Raw genomic sequence first — 16211 nt, 5'->3', positions numbered from 1 at the left:
GGACGCGGTCGGCCGATCGTGTGTGCGGGTCGGCGCCGGGTCAGGACTCCCGCGCACGCGGGCGCCGGCCGGCACGCCGGGACGTCACCAGCGCCACTCCTGCTGCCCGAACAGGTGCCCGGCCTTGATCCCGTGGTCGGCACACCAGGTCAGGAACTCGTCCACCTGCTTGAGCTGGTAGGTGTCCTCGTTGTAAGTGGTGGCCATCACGTGACCCAGCCAGCTCTCCTCGCCCATGGCGTAGACGTACGCCTCGTTCGCCCCCAGCTCGGTCATGATCGCGGCGGCCTGCTCCGCGTTCGAGCCGGACAACTTGCGGGACTTGCTCATCTTGCGGGTCACCGGCTTGGTCAGCAGCGCCTGGTAGAGCCAGGTCAGCGGCGCGCCGTCGCACTCCATGCCCAGGAACGCGTAGTGCGCGGTGCCCAGGTGGTTGCGCACGTGCCGGTAGAGCTGCGGGTCGATCCCGGAGGAGTCCGCGCCCACGTACGCGGTGCGTCCGGCCAACTCCACCCAGTACGTCGACTTGCCGCGAATATCCAGGTCGCAGTGCTCGCCCAGGAACGGCGTGGCGACCACCTTGCCGCCCGGGAACGGCACCTCCTCGAAGTCGTCGACCTCGATCACGGGAAAGCCCATGTGCCGCAACATCAGCGCCATGGAGGGATCCTCGAGGTTGCCGCGCGAGGGGCGCGGGACCACGATCGCCCCGACCCGACCGCGCAGTTGCAGCAGCGTCTCCAGCACGATGTGGTCCTGGTGACCGTGGGTGATCAGCGCCAGGTCGATCCGGTCCGGCAGGTCGTCCAGCGTGTACCGGTCGCCGGCGGAGCTGTCCGCGCTGATGAACGGGTCGGTCACGATGGCCGCTTCGGGGGTCTGCAGCACCAGGCACGCGTGCCCGAAGTAGCGGATCCGGCCGCCCGCCTCGATGTGCCGATCCTCGGACAGACTGGGCCGATCGCTGAGCAGCGTGCCCAGTTGCACGGCCTGGGCGTCGTCGAGTTCGAGCGCCTCGCGCAGTCGGCCGAGCGTGCTCGCCGTGGTGCGGGCCCGGAACAACTCCTCGAGACCGGAATGCCGGAAGGGGATGGGCAGTTCCAGCACGTCAGGTCCGGGCAGCCGGGGCGTGCTCAGGATGAACGGCCGTTCGGTGCCCGGCTCCAGCGAGAGCTGCACCGACTGCCGGGATTCGACGTACGCCTCGCTCGCGTAGGCCAGCGGCTCGATGAAGCGCACCGAGGCCTGGTTGTCGGTGTCGTAGGCCAACTCGACCAGGCCGCCCAGCTCGGGCGGGAGTTTGGGGTACAGCGGGGTCAGGTCGAACCCGGTGGCGTTGGCCCGCAGCAGCTCCTGCGCCTCGGCCACCGCCGCGGCCAGGCGCAGCATGTCCGCCCGTTCCCGCTTGATCGTCTCCAACAACTCCTTGACCTCGGCGGAGCGTTCCGCGCCGATGTTGACGAAGTAGCCGCCGCGCAGCGCCGGGTTGTCACTCGCGGCGATGTGCACCTGGGGCGATTGCACGTACGACTCCAGCATCGGCACCTGGAGGTAGGCCAGGTTCATCGCCGCCTGGATCGGCGCCACCGTGTGCAGCCAGGCGTAGAACCTGTCCACGAGTGGTTCGACGATGACCTTCGAGCGCAGGAAAACAGGTGTATCCGTCATCTGGGCACTCCGCTTCGAGGAGATCCGGGGAAATGGACGACCCTGGCGGGCAGACCAGGCAACCATGGCGTGCGTGCGCCGCGTCGTGCGCCGCTCACGGCGGCGCGACCGGCGCCATCGGCGGACATCCGACGTCGGCCCTGGACGAAGGCGCCCGGGCAGAAGGGTGATGCGGGCACCGCCGCTGCCATTTTCGGACCGGCCGGGCGGACGGACAACCACACCGCCTCGTACAGGCGTTCAACTGCGGCGGCGCACCGGTTGAACGCCCGGACCGGCCGGGCGCCCGGGGCCGCGGTGTACCCGCCGCCGCGGCCGGCCGGCCTGTCCGCCCCGTGACGGCGCCGGTAGTGTCCGGTGGCCATGGACCGGGGTGCCGGGGCGCTCGCTCGTGCCCTCGTCCGTTCCCGCAGCACGCACCTTCCCATGCCCGAGCACTTCCGCCCGGCCGCCGAAGGACACTCGCATGATCGATGACCTGGACCACGCGCCGGATCTGGTAACGCTGCTGCGCCGGCACGCGGCGGAGCGGCCGCAGGCCGAGGCGGTCGCCTTTCTCGCCGATCCGGACGATCCGGTGGGCGGATTGCGGCGCCGGAGCTACGCCGAGTTGGACCGCGAGGCCCGCGGTCGGGCCGCCTGGCTGCAACAGCACCTCGCGCCGGGCTCACGGGTGCTCCTGCTGCATCCCAACGGTCTCGAATTCGTCGCGGCCTTCCTGGGCTGCCTGTACGCCGGGATGATCGCCATCCCGGCTCCCCTGCCCGGGCGCTACCGGCATCAGCGGCAACGGCTCGTCGGGATCGCGGCGGACGCCGGGATCGGCGCCGTGCTGACCACGTGCGCCGACGCGGCCGAGGTGCGCGAGTGGCTCGCCGGCTCGGGAACAGCCGACGTCCCGGTCGTCGCCGGCGACGAACCGGGCCTGGCCGACGACGCGGACGCCTGGACACCGGTGCCGCTGGACCGATCCACGACCGCTCTGCTGCAATACACCTCGGGCTCCACCGGCAGTCCCAAGGGCGTGGTCGTGCGGCACGGCAACATCCTGCACAACGCCCACGCCGGGATGCGCGGCATGACCTGGCCCGAGGACATGCGGCTGGGCGGGTGGTTGCCGCTCTACCACGACATGGGACTCAACGCCCAGTTGTTGTGGGGTCTGCTGGCCGGCGGCAGCGCCGTGCAGATGCAGCCGAGCGCCTTCGTGCGACGCCCGTTGCGCTGGTTGCGGCTGATCGACGCGTACGGCGTCAACGTCTCGTTCGCGCCCAACTTCGCCTTCGAGCTGTGCCTGCGCAAGATCGGCGAGGCGGATGTGGCCGGTTTGGACCTGTCCCGCTGGGATGTGGCGGTGTGCGGCTCGGAGCCGATCGACCCGCGCGTGCTGGCCGCGTTCGCGCAGCGGTTCGCCCCGGCGGGCTTCCGGCCGCAGTCCCTGCTGCCCGGCTACGGCCTGGCCGAGGCCACGTTGTACGTGTCCGGGCGGCGCGGACGCACGCCGCTGACCACGCGCGTGGACCTGGGCGCGCTCGCCCGGGGCACGTTCGTGCCCGCGACGCGGGGTGGGGCCACGCGCGAGGTGATCAGTTGCGGCCCGCCCACCGAGGCGTGCGAGATCCGCGTGGTGGATCCGGACTCGCGCGAGGTGCTGCCCGAGGGCCGCCTGGGCGAGATCTGGGTGCGCGGTCCGGGCGTGGCGGACGGCTACTGGGGACACGGCGACGGCGGCGGTGTGTTCGGCGCGCGCACCGCACTCGGCGAGGACGGGGACTATCTGCGCACCGGCGACCTGGGAGTGCTCCACGACGGCGAGTTGTACGTACAGGGCCGCCTCAAGGACATGCTGATCGTGCACGGACGCAACGTGTATCCGCAGGACGTGGAGCAGGAGTTGCGCGTACATCATCCGGAACTGGGCCGGGTGGGCGTGGTGTTCGACACCGGCACCAACGGTTCGACCGCCGGGTCCGCCGAGGTCGTGGTCACCCACGAGGTGACCGGGGTGCCCCAGGAGCGCCTGCCCGCGCTCGCGGCCGCGATGCGGCACACCGTAGGCCGCGAGTTCGGCGTGCGGGTGGGCACGGTGGCGCTGCTCAGCCCGGGTACCGTGTTGCGCACCACCAGCGGCAAGGTCCAGCGCTCGGCGATGCGCGAGTTGTTCCACGAGGGCAGGTTGGCCTCGCTCTACCGGGATCCGCAGTAGCCGTCCGCGCCGGCGCGCCGGATCGGATCGGTCCGATCCTTGCGCAGCGCACCGCCGTGACCAAGGAGCCGCACATGCCCGCTTCTCCCGCGCACGTCCTGCGGGCCGAATTGCAGAGCTGGCTCTGCGGCTTTCTGGCCGAGGAGTTGAAACTCTCACGCGATGCGATCGATCCCGGCACGCCGATGACCGACTACGGCCTGGACTCGGTGGCGGCGTTGTCCGTGCTCGCCGAGACCGAGGAGCGTGTGGGTTTCGAGATCGAACCGGACGCGCTCTGGGAGTTCCCGACGGTCGCCGCGTTCACCGAGTCGTTGGTGGGCCGGATGGTGGCTGCGGACGCGACGGTCGGCGGCGACGGGCCACCGTGAACAACACGCCCAGCAGCATGCCACCGACCACGCAGACCACCACGCCCGCCCGGGTGTCGAGCATGAAGGCCAGGACGATCGCGGTGGCGTAGAGCATCGGGGCGGCCACCCGCACGGTGCGATTCATGACTGCCTCGATCTCATTGGAGCGTGGAGGCCGGCAGCGGCCGGCCGGCGGATCGGGCGGTGGTCGCGCAGTCGTGGATCGGCCGGCCGCTGCCGTGCCACACGGACAGGGCGTACGCGCTGAACGGGTAATGGATCCGGGCCTGCGGCACCGCGACCCGGCCCCGGACCGGACCGGGGTCGGTGTCGGCATCGGCGTCCACGCCGAAGCCGGCGTCGGTGTCGGCGGCGATCTCGTCGTCGGCCGGGGGGACGTCGCCGTGCTCGCGCAGGATTGCCCACAGCGCACCGGGCACCGCGAACTCGTGCGTCTCGGCCACCTTGTGGATGCCGGCCCGGAACACCGCGGCGGCGGCCAGGTCCAGTTCCGTCACCCGCTCCAGGTCCGCGCGCCCGGGCAGCCGGGCCGCCGCGACCGGGTCCGCGCCCAGACGCTCGTAGAGGAAGTCCACGGCCGCGTGCGCGTGTTGCCGGGCACGGTCGGGGTTGCGCACCATGCTATGCAGGATCGCCTGGTAGTGCACCTCCTCGTGGATCAACTCGTCGCCGAGTTCGGCGTACAGCGCCTCGCGCGGGAAACGCTCGGGTTCGCGCCACGAGCGGGTGTAGTCGCCGAACCAGTACGCGGCGATCGGGTCGGGGCCGCCCGTGCGCAGGTGTTCGCCCAGCGCCGCGACCAGGTCGACCGTGCGGGTGCCGGTGGTGTGCGCCAGCACGCGCAGGGTGCAGCGCAGCAGGCACTTGTGGAACAGCGTGAGCGGGATGCGCAGTTCCATGCCGCGCAGCCAGTCCTCGAAGTCCATCCGGGCGTGTCCGGTGACCACGTCGGCGATCAGGTCCGTGTTGCCCGGGTCGCACGGCATGCGTCGGGTGGTCAGCGCGTGCTCGTCCCGAAAGCGCGCGTGGGTGTAGTCGGTGTTGTTGAGCAGCAGCAGCGGGTAGACCACCGGCGATCCGCCCGCGGCGACCGCCTCCTCGACGCCGTCCAGGTGGGTGGCCAGCGACTCGCCGGGCAGGCCCCAGATCAGATCGGTGTAGGTCGGGATGCCCCGGTCGCGGAACTGCCGCTGCATGCGCCGGTAGTTGTCCACCCGGATGTTGGTGCGGTTGGCCAGTTGCAGCACCTCGGCGTCGAAGGACTGCGCGGACAGCGTGATCGCGCCGGTCAGGCCGGCCCGGTGCAGGATCGAGGCGATCTCCACGACGCGCCCGTTGGTGTTCTTGGCCCAGTTGGTCATCACCAGCAGCCGTTTGCGGTGCCGCGCGCACAGCTCCACCAGGTGCCGGGCGATCTCGGTGTCGCGCGGGAGGATGCCGAAGTTGGCGTCGGCGATGAACAGTTGGGTGCCGTTGCCGGCGTGGGTGACGATCCGGTCGAGTTCGGCCCGGATGCGCTCCAGCGAGTATTGGCGGACCTTGGAGTTGGTGGCGCCGCCCCAGTAGCAGAACGCGCACGAGTACGGACAACCCCGGTTGGTCTCGTAGACGATCATCCGGGACGCGGCCAGGTCCTGGTCCGACCACACGCCCGGGTCCAGCAGCGGGGAGGGGAGCGCGTCCAGGTCGCTCACCCGAGGCGCGTCGGCGGTGTCGATCGGGCGCCCGTTCGGCCCGGGCCGGCTGATCCCGGGGATCGCGGCCAACGCCGCGCCGAGCATCGGGTCGGCGAGCGGGGCGTCGGGATGCGCGAGGAAGGCCCGCAGCAGGTCCCGGAAGCGCAACTCGCCCTCGCCGTGCACGAGTACGTCCACCCAGGGCGCCTGGGCGAACAGCTCGCGCTGCTGGTGGGTGACGTCGTTGCCGCCGACCACGATCCGACAGCGCGGCCAGCGCTCCTTGACCCGCCGGGCCAGCTCCAGGGTGCGGGCCCGGTTCCAGAAGTAGACGGTGAAGGCCACCACGAGCGGGTCGTCGAGGCTGTCCAGCACGGTACGGGCGGCGCGCGCGTAGGCGCCGCCGCCTTGGAGGTGCACGTGCTTGTGGAAGCTCGTCGCGGCGGCCAGCCCGGGGTCGGCCTGGGCCGCCGCCTGGAGCTGGCCGAGCACGGCGCTGTAGCGGACGCCGGGCATCACGGTCAGCTCGACCAGGTGAACCTGGCGGCGACGGGCCGGTGCGGCGGGCGACGGCGACATCCGGGGAGCCTCCTGCTGGGGTCGGTGACGAAGCGGACGGGCCGACGGGTGCTCAGGTGACCGAGAGGGCGTAGTCGCCGTAGGCGATCAGTTGCACGCCGGTGCCCGGGGTGGCGGCCGGCGGGATGTGGCTGAGCGAGACCACCAGGCGGTCGACCACGTACTGCGGTGCGCGGGCCCCCTCGGGACTGCCCGCGAGCGCGGCCTCGCGGCTGCCCGCGTCCAGCGGTACGCCGTCCTTGCCGCCGGCGGCGGTCATCGTGTCCCGGACCTGGACGGCGGTGAAGGCGAGCACGCCGCCGTCGCGGGTGCGCAGCAGGAACGTCGGGTAGCGCGGCGCGTCGGTGGGGATCACCCGCTCCAGCAGGGCGCCCTTGGCGCGCAGCGCCTGCACTCCGGCGGTCCAGCCGCCGGTGAGCTGCCCGGTGAGCGTCTTGGTCGGCGACAGCGGCACCTTGGGGTCGCGCTTGCCCTGGGCGTAGTCCTGGTACGCGCGCCCCAGCGCGGCCGGATCGGCGAGCAGACCGGCGCTGTCGGCGACCGCCGGGGCGCCGCCGGTGGCGTCCTGCTCCAGTTCGGGGATCTCGGAGCGGTCGGTGACGAACGGGTAGTAGGCGACCTTCCACGGCGCGTCCTCGCGCTCCTGCACGAACAGCAGGTACTTGGGCGAGGGGGAGACCGTGTCGGACTGGAGCAGTTGGGTGATCGCGACGAAGAACTTCGGATAGCCGGTCAGTCGGGGGAAGACGAACCTGGGCTGCACGTATCCGGTCGTGGGCACCACGACCGCCTGGGTCTTGGCCACCTGGAGTCCGGCCTTGCTGCCGGTCGAGGCGGGGGGCATTTCGATCGCGTCCACCGCGGCCGGGTCCAGGCTCGCGTTGATCCGGGTGTTGGCCGCGGCGTACTCGTGCAGCAGCCGGGTGGCCTGTTCCACGCCCACCGGGGGTGCGGCGCCCTGGGGTGTGGCCGGTTTGGGGTCGGCGGGGGTGTCCCCGCAGCCGGCCAGCACGGCGCCGGCGACCAGCACGGCCGCCACCAGCGTGGCCAGTCGGCGGCGAACGCCCGAGGCCGCCCGGCGGGCGTCGCCGGGCGTGGAGGTGACGCGCACCGGAAGGGGGCGCGGTGCGCGCACATCCGGCGCGGCTGGTCCGGGCATCTCTCTCCGCCTCGGGTCGGTGGAACGGGGCGGTTCCGACGCCGCGGGAGGACGACTCCCGGGGCGCCGGAACCGGCTGTACGGACAGCGGTGGATCAGGCGGTCCCCCACGTGCCGCTCGGGTGCGGATGCGGGCGATCGCGTGCGGGTGCGGCCGATCGGCACTCGATCGGGCGCCGATCGGTGCTCACCCGACCGAGCGGGCGTCGATCAGGTGCTGGTGCAGCACGGCGAGCAGGAACAGCTGTACGCGTCGCCGCCGGCGACCGAGTCCAGGTCGGCCTCGGACAACTCGCGCGTCTCGAGCAACGGCGAGTCCAGTACCCACAGTTCGTATCGACCGGTCTTGGCGCCCTCCGCCCAGGCGTGCACCTGGGCCTCCAGGTCGGGCTCGCCACCGGCCTCACGGATGATGCTGACCGTGGCACCGGCGGGTAGCTCGAAGCCCATTTCCGCGAGGGCGGCTCGCGGGTCCGATTCCAAGCGGGCCGCGTAGTCGTCGTCCGACCACGCCGAGGTCAGCACCTTGGCGTAGAAGCCGACGAACGCGGCTCTTTCCCTGGGCTCCATGCGAGCCTTCCTCTCCGCGACGTCGGTCGGGTGCGCTGCGGATCAGGTGCAGCAGCAGCACGGAGAACAGCAGCAGCAGTACGTGGTGTCGTCGGGGTTCTGCGGCGAGTCCAGGCCGCCGCCGGCGACGGACTCGAGGTCGGCCTCGGAGAGCTCGCGCATCTCGATCTGCGGCGAGTTGGGCACCCGCAGCTCGTACGAGTTGGTCTCGGCGCCGCTCTCCCACAGCTCGACCTGGCTGTCCAGGTCCGGCTCGCCGCCGAGGTTGCGCACGATGCGCACCGTGGCGCCGGCGGGCAGTTCCAGGCCGTGCTCGGCCAGCGCGGAGCGCGGGTCGTTCTCGAGCCGGGCCGCGTACTCGTCGTCCGACCAGGCCGCGGTCAACACCTTCGTGTAGGACCTGACGAACGCGGCCCTGTCCCTGGGGTCCATCCGAATCTCCTTCATGGGGTCCGACTTCGGGTCGTGCAGCAAATTCCGCGCCGATTCGAATCGGTCCGGAATAACGACGTCCCACCTGCTCGGCGCCTGTTCACGCCCGGTTTCGGATCGACGTCGGCTGCGATACCGGAAGCATGCGGAGGCGGCCGGTGGCCCGTCAATGCCCGAATTCATAATTACCGGATCCCATGATTAGGGCGCCCCTCCCCCACACCTCGACCCTCACCTCCCGCAGGTCAAAGCGCCGGTCCGGGAAGCTAATCGAGACACCCCCCAACGTTAGGCGGCACCCCCCGATAGGGATCCGAGGGGCACCCCCATGCCCGAGTGCACGACCACCGGAGAAACAGCGGAGAATCGCCGAAACGACCTTGTCCGGGCGTATCGGCGGCGGCTAAGAATTACCGGCAGCAGCCGTCGACGCCGCTCGTGGAATTTCGACTACGCCGGGAGAGAATTCGTGGACCTGCCTCGTCTCAAGGCACATCTCGTCGCTCGCGCCTTCGGTCCCGACCGGGTCTTCCTCGTCTGCGAGGACGGCCACTACCTCGTGCAGGGCAAGGCGGTCACCGCCGTGTTGCCGTATCTCGACGGCACGCACACCATCGCGGAGATCACCGAGAAGCTGGCCGAACGCTTCACCATGGGTGAAGTCGTCTTCGCCGTCTCCAAGTTCCAGCGCTTCGGACACCTGGTGGACGGCGCGGTGGGCGAGGACAGGGCCACCGCCGCGGCCTGGGAGGGCCTGGGACTGGACGCCGCGACGGCGCTGCGCCGGCTCGGCGAGGCGCGGATCGAGGTGGCCGCGCTGGGCGCGGTGGACGCCGCCGCCGTGGTCGCCGCGCTGCGCGAGATCGGCGCGACGGTGACCCCGGTGACCCCGGCCGAGGTCGGCGCCGGGGCGAGTGAGGGACGGCGCGGACCGGACCTGACGGTGGTGCTCACCGACGACTACCTCGACCCCCGACTGGACGCGATGGACGCCCGGTTGCGCGCCGAGGCACTGCCGTGGCTGCTCGCCAAGCCCACTGGGGCCGAGGTGTGGACCGGCCCCTACCTGGTCCCCGGGAAGACCGGCTGCTGGCACTGCCTGGCCCACCGGCTGGCCGGCAACCAGCAGGTGGAAACCTTCCTGCGGCGGCGCGACGACGGCACCGTCGCGGACGAGCCGATCCGCACGTCGCTGGCCGCCACCGCGTGGTCGGTGGGCCTGTCCGCGCACCTGGTCGCCGCGGCCGCCGCCGAACTGCTGGCCGCCGGGCGCTCCGACCACGAGGGCGTCCTGGTCTCCCTGCACGTTGCCGGCCGGCGCCTGGAACAACATCGCCTGATCCGCCAACCCCAGTGTCCGGCCTGCGGCGACCCCACGCTCCTGCTCGACCGCGACCCCAGAATCGAACTCGCGGACCAGCCGGTGGTGTTCGACGACGAGGGTGGCCACCGCACGATGCGCCCGGACGACACGTTCAAGCGCCTGGAGAAGCACATCAGCCGGCTGCTGGGCGCGATCAGCTCGCTGCGCCTGCTCAACGACGTCGACAACGGCGTCACCTTCAGCTACTCGGCGAGCCACAATTTCGCCGTCCCCGGGCACAACATCGCGATGTTGCGGCGCAACCTGCGCGGGCAGAGCGGCGGCAAGGGCCGCAGTGACGTCCAGGCGCGGGTCAGCGGGGTCTGCGAGGCGATCGAGCGCTACTCGGGCGTATGGCGCGCGGACCGCACCACCGAGCCGGGCTCGTTCGCCGAACTGGGCCCGGACCTGGCCGTGCACCCCTACGACCTGTTGTTGTACTCCGACAACCAGTACGAGACGCGCGAGAGGTGGAACCGCGAATCGGCCGGGCGGCTGCACCTGGTGCCCGAGCGCTTCGACGAGGACCGGCGCCTGCAGTGGTCCCGCGCGTGGTCGCTGACCGGGGACCGGCCCCGCCTGGTGCCGGCCGGCTACTCCTGGTTCGGCCACCCCGACCTGCACGAGCACTTCTTCTGCTTCAGCGACGGCAACGGCAACGCCTCCGGGAACACCCTCGAAGAGGCGATCATGCAGGGCCTGTTCGAGAGCTGCGAGCGGGACGCGGTCGGCCTGTGGTGGTACAACCGGGCGCTGCGCCCCGGCTTCGACCTGGACTCGCTGCGCGAGCCGTACGTGGACACCCTGCGCGAGTTCTACGCCGGGATGCAGCGCACGCTGGAGGTCGTCGACATCACCACCGACCTGGGTGTGCCCACGTTCGCCGCGGTCTCGCGGCGCACCGACCACCCGGTGGAGGACATCCTGCTGGGCTTCGGCGCGCACCTGGACGTACGGATCGCGGTGCTGCGCGCGCTCACCGAGGTCAACCAGTTCCTCCCGGCGGTGATCAACCGCAACCCGGACGGCACCACCAAGTACTGGGAGGACGATCCGCACACCCTGGCCTGGCTGCACACCGCCACCGCCGAGCGCGAGCCGTGGGCGCTGCCCGCGCCGCACCTGCCGGCCACCACCCTGGCCGGCTACGGCACCCTGCACAGCGGGGACATCGCGCGCGACATCCGCAACACGGTGGACCGGCTGCGCGCGGTCGACCTGGAGGTGATCGTGCTCGACCAGTCGCTGCCCGACCTGGAGTTGCACGTGGCCAAGGTGATGGTGCCGGGGCTGCGGCACTTCTGGCGGCGCCTGGGTCCGGGCCGGATGTACGACACGCCGGTGCGGCTCGGCTGGCTCGACGCGCCCACCCCCGAGGCCGAGCTCAACCCGTACAGCGTCTTCTTCTGAGCACCCGGGCGGCCCGGGGGCGGGGCCTCGTCCCGCGCCCCGGGGCCGGCCGGCTCCGGCCTCGCGCCCCGGACCGGCCGCACCGCCCGCCCCGGCGCGGCCCTCGTACGGCCCGACCTGCCCCGGAGGTTCCATGACCAGCCTCGGCACCCCGCCCGCGGCGGCGGTCGCCACACCCACCGAGTCCGCGCCGGTGGAACGCATCGCCCTGCATCCCGGCGCCCGGGTGAGCACCGGCGCGGACGGCGCGACGCTGCTCTTCCTCGGCCCGCGCGGGCTGGCACTGGGCGTGCTCACGCCGGGCGTCGCGGCGGCCGTCGCGCTGCTCGCCGCCCATCCGTGCGTCGAGGACGACCTGCATCAGGTGGTCATCGCGCGCGAGGGCGAGGCGGCGCTGCTCAAGCTGCCCACGCTGCTGCGCCGGCTGCGCACCGGCGGCTGGCTGAGCATCCGCCTGGAGGCGGCCGGCCGGCCCCTGCTGACGTTGCGTCCGCTCGCGCCGCCGGCGCCGCAGGCCGCGCGCGGCACCGCCGCCGTGGACCGGACCCGGCTGCGGTTGTCCCGCTTCGCGGTGCTGCGCCGCGACGGCGAACACACCGTCCTGGAGTCGCCGTTGGCCCCGGTCGCCGCCGACCTGCTCGACCCGGCGCTGGCCGCGCTGCTCGCCGGCCTGCCACACCGGCCCGCCGAATCACCACCGGGCGTCGGCCGGGCGCTGGACCTGCTGGCCCGACACGGCCTGCTGGTGGATCCCGAGACCGAGGACGCCGATCCGGACCGGGCCCAGTGGTCGCCGCACGAGTTGTGGTTCCACGGCCGCACCCGCGCCGGGCGCCACGACCTGCCGTACGGCGGCACCTACTGGCGGGCCGCCTCGGCGCCGCCGCTGCCCGCGGTGCGCCCGGCGTTCCCCGGCGACGCGATCGACCTGCCGCGCCCGGACCTGGACGCGGTGCGCCGCACGGACCCCACCCTCACCGAGGTACTGGAGGGCCGCCGCTCGATCCGCGCGCACGACGACGCGGCGCCGCTGACCCTGGACCAACTCGGCGAGTTCCTGTACCGCACGGCCCGCAACCGGGCGATCTTCCACGAGGAGCGCCAGGAGATCGGCGACCGCCCCTACCCCTCGGGCGGGCGCTGCCACGAGTTGGAGCTGTACCCGCTGATCAACAACGTCGAGGGCATCGAGCCCGGGCTCTACCACTACGACCCGCGGGAGCATCGCCTCGAACGCGTCGCCGAGCCCGGCCCGGCGGTGCACCGGCTGTCCGAGGTGGCCCGCGCCACGTCCTTGATGACCGCGCCGCCGCAGGTGGTGCTGGTGGTGAGCGCGCGCTTCGGCCGGGTGATGTGGAAGTACCAGACGATGGGCTACGCGCTCGTGCTCAAGCACGTGGGCGTGCTCTACCAGACCATGTACCTGGTGGCGACCGCGATGGGCCTGGCCGCGTGCGGGCTCGGCGGCGGCGACTCCGACATGTTCGCGCTGGCCACCGGCAACCGGTGGGAACACGAGGGCAGCGTCGGCGAGTTCCTGCTCGGCACGGTCGGCCCCGAGCCGCACCGGGTCGAACCCGATCACGTCGAATCCGATCACCTCGACCCGGATCGCGTCGAGCCGCACCGGGTCGAGCCGCACCACCCCGAGCGCGCGGGCCCGATGGGAGGCCGCGATGCACTTTCGTCGTGAGGCCCTGGAGGCGCTGAAGGCACCCGAGGAACTGGACGCGCCGATCCGCCTGGCCCGCCCCCGCGCGTGGGCCCTGCTGCTGGCCCTGGCCCTGCTGGTCGGCTGCGCCGCCGGGTGGTCGGCGACCGGCACCCTCCCCCGCAAGGTGAAGGTGCCCGGCATCCTGACCCACCCATTGGGCGTCTCGCGGGTGCAGAGCCCGCAGACCGGCCTGGTGTCCAACCTGTTCGTGGACTCGGCGACGCTGGTGCCCAAGGGCACCCCGGTGTTGTCCGTGGTCGACCAGCAGGGTGCCACCCAGATCGTCCGCGCGCCGTTCGCCGGCCGGGTGATCGGCGTCCTGGTCTCCAGCGGCCAGTACATCTCGGTGGGCACCACGTTCATGACCGTCGAGCGCACCGACGCCAACGACGACCGACTGCTGGCCACGCTGTTCGTCTCGCCGCGCAGTGCCGGCATGTTGCGCCCGGGCACCCAGGTGGACGTGTCCGTCCAGTCCGCGCCCTCCCAGGCGTTCGGACTGCTGCGCGGCCGGATCACCGCGATCGACCAGTTCCCCTACACCGCCCAACAGGTGACCGACTTCCTCGGCGGCGACCAACAGGCCGCGGCCCGATTGTTGTCCGCCGGCGGCGCGGTCCGGGTCACCGTCGACCTGGAGACCGATCCGCGCACACTCAGCGGCTATCGGTGGACCAACAAGTCCGGTCCGCCGTTCCGGATCGACTCGCAGACCCCCATCACCGGCTTCGCCCGCCTGCCGGGCGAGCGCCCGCTCGATTGGCTGCTTCCTGGATGACCACCACCTCGCCCCCGCCGGCCGGGGCACCGACCGGACCTCCCGCCCCGGCCGAGCCCGGAAGACGCCGCCGCGAGTCCGGCGAACGCCGGACGTCGGTCCGCACCCCCACGGTCATCCAGTTGGAGGCCGTCGAATGCGGCGCCGCCGCGCTGGCCATGGTGCTCGCCCACTTCGGGCGTCACGTGCCGCTGGAGGAACTGCGCCACGCGTGCGGCGTCTCCCGGGACGGCGCCAAGGCGGCGAACCTGCTGCGCGCCGCGCGCGCGTACGGTCTGACCGCGCGCGGCATGCAGATGGAGACCGCCGCGCTGCTCCGCGGCCGGCCGCCGGCCATCCTGTTCTGGAAGTTCAACCACTTCGTGGTCTACGAGGGCCCGGCCCGCCGGCTCGGCCGACCGGTGATGCGCCTCAACGACCCGGCGCAGGGCCGCCGGGTGGTCACCCTCGAGGAGTTCGACGCCGCGTTCACCGGCATCGTGCTCACCTTCGAGCCCGGCCCGGATTTCCGCCGCGGCGGGCACTCGCCCCGACTGCTCGCCGACCTGCGGGCGCGCTACCGCAGCAGCGGCGGCGCGCTGCTGCTCGCGCTGCTGGCCAGCCTGCTGCTGATCCTGCCCGGGCTGGCCGCGCCCGCCTTCACCCGGGTGTACATCGACCGGGTCCTCACCGGCGGCGACCACTCGTTCCTGCCCGCGCTGCTCGCCTCGATGGGGCTGGCGGCGGCGGTCACGGTCGGGTTGACCATGCTGCAACAGGCCCACCTGTTGCGCGTCGAGTCCGCGTCCTCGATCCGCAGCTCGGTACGCGTGGTGCGCCATCTGCTGCGTCTGCCCGTGGTGTTCTTCACCCAGCGCAGTCCCGCCGAGATCGGCAAACGGGTCTCCTCGAATGCCACGATCGCGCAGATCCTGTCCCGCGACGTGGCCACCACCGCGGTCAGCACGCTCCTGGTGCTGGTCTACGCGGGCCTGTTGTGGACCTACGACGCGCAGCTCACCGTGGTCGGGGTGGGCGTGGCGATGCTCAACATCGTGGTGCTCAAGCTGGTCTCGCGGATGCGCACGGACACCGTGGCCCGGCTGCGCGCGGACCGCTCCGGCCTGGTCGCCGCCTCGTACAACGGCCTGCAACTGATCGAGACGCTCAAGGCATCCGGCGCCGAGGGCGACTACTTCAAGCGCTGGGCCGGGTTCCAGGCCCGGGTGGTGTCCGGACAGCAGACGCTGGGCGCGCCCACCTCGATCCTGGCCGTGGTCCCGCCGCTGCTGGCCGCGGTGGACAGCGGCCTGCTGTTGTGGATCGGCGGACTGCGGGCGATCGACGGGCACATGTCGATCGGCCTGCTGGTCGCCTTCCAGACACTGGTCAACTCGTTCAGCCGACCGGTGGCCCAACTCGCCAACCTCGGGCCGCGCCTGCAGGACGTGACCGCCGACCTGCACCGGCTCAAGGACATCGAGAAGTTCCCGCCCGCACCGGAGTTCCTGGAGGACGAACAGGCCCGCCGGGCCCGGTTCGGGAACGGGCACGACACCACCCCGGTGCTCGCCGGTCGGGTCGAGCTCTCCCATGTCACCTTCGGCTACAGCCCGTTGGGCAAACCGCTCCTGGACGACTTCTCGCTGCGGGTGGGCCCGGGCGAGCGGGTCGCGCTGGTCGGCGGTTCGGGCAGCGGCAAATCGACGGTGAGCCGGTTGATCGCCGGCCTGTACGAGCCGTGGACCGGCGAGTTGCTCTTCGACGGCCGGCCGCGACGGGACTATCCGCGCGATGTGATGGGTACCGCGGTCGCGTTCGTGGACCAGGACATCTTCCTCTTCGAGGGCACCGTGCGCGACAACGTCACCCTGTGGGACGACTCGATCCCGGACGAGGCGGTGGTGGCCGCGCTGCGCGACGCGGCCGTGTACGACGTGGTCGCGGCCCGCCCGGGCACCATCCACAGCCCGATGGCCGAGGGCGGCAAGAACTTCTCCGGCGGCCAGCGGCAGCGCCTGGAGATCGCCCGCGCGCTGGTCCGCAATCCCAGTGTGCTGGTCCTGGACGAGGCCACCAGCGCGCTGGACGCGCAGACCGAGGCGACCATCGACGACAACCTGCGTCGGCGGGGCTGTGCGTGCGTGATCATCGCGCACCGCCTGTCCACGGTGCGCGACAGCGACGAGATCGTCGTGCTCGAACAGGGCCGGGTCGCGCAACGCGGCAGCCACCACGCGCTGGCGGCCGTCGCCGGGCCGTACGCCGAACTCATCCGCGACCAGTAGGCGTCGGCCGAGGCG

General features: G+C 72.1%; 12 protein-coding genes. 6 read left to right on the top strand and 6 right to left on the bottom strand.

Annotated features, from left to right (window positions below; all coding sequences use genetic code 11):
• Positions 1-84: 84 nt before the first annotated feature.
• Positions 85-1668, bottom strand: a complete 1584-nt coding sequence (locus tag ACIRL2_RS05195) for an MBL fold metallo-hydrolase (protein ID WP_402230274.1) — start codon at positions 1666-1668, stop codon at positions 85-87.
• Between the two features lie 466 nt (positions 1669-2134).
• Between ACIRL2_RS05195 and ACIRL2_RS05190 the strand changes: the two genes are divergently transcribed.
• Both ACIRL2_RS05190 and ACIRL2_RS05185 read left to right on the top strand, forming a co-directional pair.
• A complete protein-coding gene (locus ACIRL2_RS05190; RefSeq protein WP_402230272.1) occupies positions 2135-3874 on the top strand; it encodes a fatty acyl-AMP ligase in 1740 nt (579 codons plus the stop codon).
• A gap of 74 nt (positions 3875-3948) precedes the next feature.
• The gene (locus ACIRL2_RS05185) at positions 3949-4245 is read left to right on the top strand and encodes an acyl carrier protein (RefSeq protein WP_395868002.1); all 297 of its coding nucleotides are present in this window, start codon (positions 3949-3951) and stop codon (positions 4243-4245) included.
• Here the strand turns inward: ACIRL2_RS05185 and ACIRL2_RS05180 are convergent.
• From ACIRL2_RS05180 to ACIRL2_RS05160, 5 genes are all read right to left on the bottom strand, one after another.
• Positions 4178-4372 (bottom strand): hypothetical protein, encoded by a 195-nt coding sequence (locus ACIRL2_RS05180; protein WP_402230269.1) that lies wholly within the window; start codon positions 4370-4372, stop codon positions 4178-4180. The genes ACIRL2_RS05185 and ACIRL2_RS05180 overlap by 68 nt on opposite strands.
• A gap of 13 nt (positions 4373-4385) precedes the next feature.
• Entirely contained in the window at positions 4386-6503 is a 2118-nt protein-coding gene (locus ACIRL2_RS05175; RefSeq protein ID WP_402230266.1) for a radical SAM protein, read from the bottom strand.
• Between the two features lie 52 nt (positions 6504-6555).
• Positions 6556-7662, bottom strand: a complete 1107-nt coding sequence (locus ACIRL2_RS05170; RefSeq protein ID WP_402230264.1) for a hypothetical protein — start codon at positions 7660-7662, stop codon at positions 6556-6558.
• Positions 7663-7872: 210 nt separating this feature from the next.
• Positions 7873-8232, bottom strand: coding sequence for a hypothetical protein (locus tag ACIRL2_RS05165; protein WP_395868007.1), 360 nt, complete (start codon positions 8230-8232; stop codon positions 7873-7875).
• A gap of 42 nt (positions 8233-8274) precedes the next feature.
• On the bottom strand, positions 8275-8664 hold the full coding sequence (locus ACIRL2_RS05160) for a hypothetical protein (RefSeq protein ID WP_395868009.1): 390 nt from the start codon (positions 8662-8664) through the stop codon (positions 8275-8277).
• 469 nt (positions 8665-9133) lie between these two features.
• On the opposite strand from ACIRL2_RS05160, the gene ACIRL2_RS05155 reads away from it, so the two are divergent.
• The 4 genes from ACIRL2_RS05155 (at position 9134) to ACIRL2_RS05140 (ending at position 16196) form a co-directional block, all read left to right on the top strand.
• Entirely contained in the window at positions 9134-11437 is a 2304-nt protein-coding gene (locus tag ACIRL2_RS05155) for a TOMM precursor leader peptide-binding protein (protein WP_395868011.1), read from the top strand.
• A gap of 133 nt (positions 11438-11570) precedes the next feature.
• Entirely contained in the window at positions 11571-13130 is a 1560-nt protein-coding gene (locus ACIRL2_RS05150) for a SagB family peptide dehydrogenase (RefSeq protein WP_395868013.1), read from the top strand.
• Entirely contained in the window at positions 13114-13929 is an 816-nt protein-coding gene (locus ACIRL2_RS05145; protein ID WP_395868014.1) for an HlyD family efflux transporter periplasmic adaptor subunit, read from the top strand. The genes ACIRL2_RS05150 and ACIRL2_RS05145 overlap by 17 nt, the downstream gene beginning before the upstream one ends.
• The gene (locus ACIRL2_RS05140) at positions 13926-16196 is read left to right on the top strand and encodes an NHLP family bacteriocin export ABC transporter peptidase/permease/ATPase subunit (RefSeq protein WP_395868016.1); all 2271 of its coding nucleotides are present in this window, start codon (positions 13926-13928) and stop codon (positions 16194-16196) included. The genes ACIRL2_RS05145 and ACIRL2_RS05140 overlap by 4 nt, the downstream gene beginning before the upstream one ends.
• Positions 16197-16211: the final 15 nt, after the last annotated feature.

It is taken from the genome of Embleya sp. NPDC127516, assembly GCF_044765325.1.
Lineage (GTDB): Bacteria > Actinomycetota > Actinomycetes > Streptomycetales > Streptomycetaceae > Embleya.
This window is presented reverse-complemented; position numbering and strand designations above follow the sequence as displayed.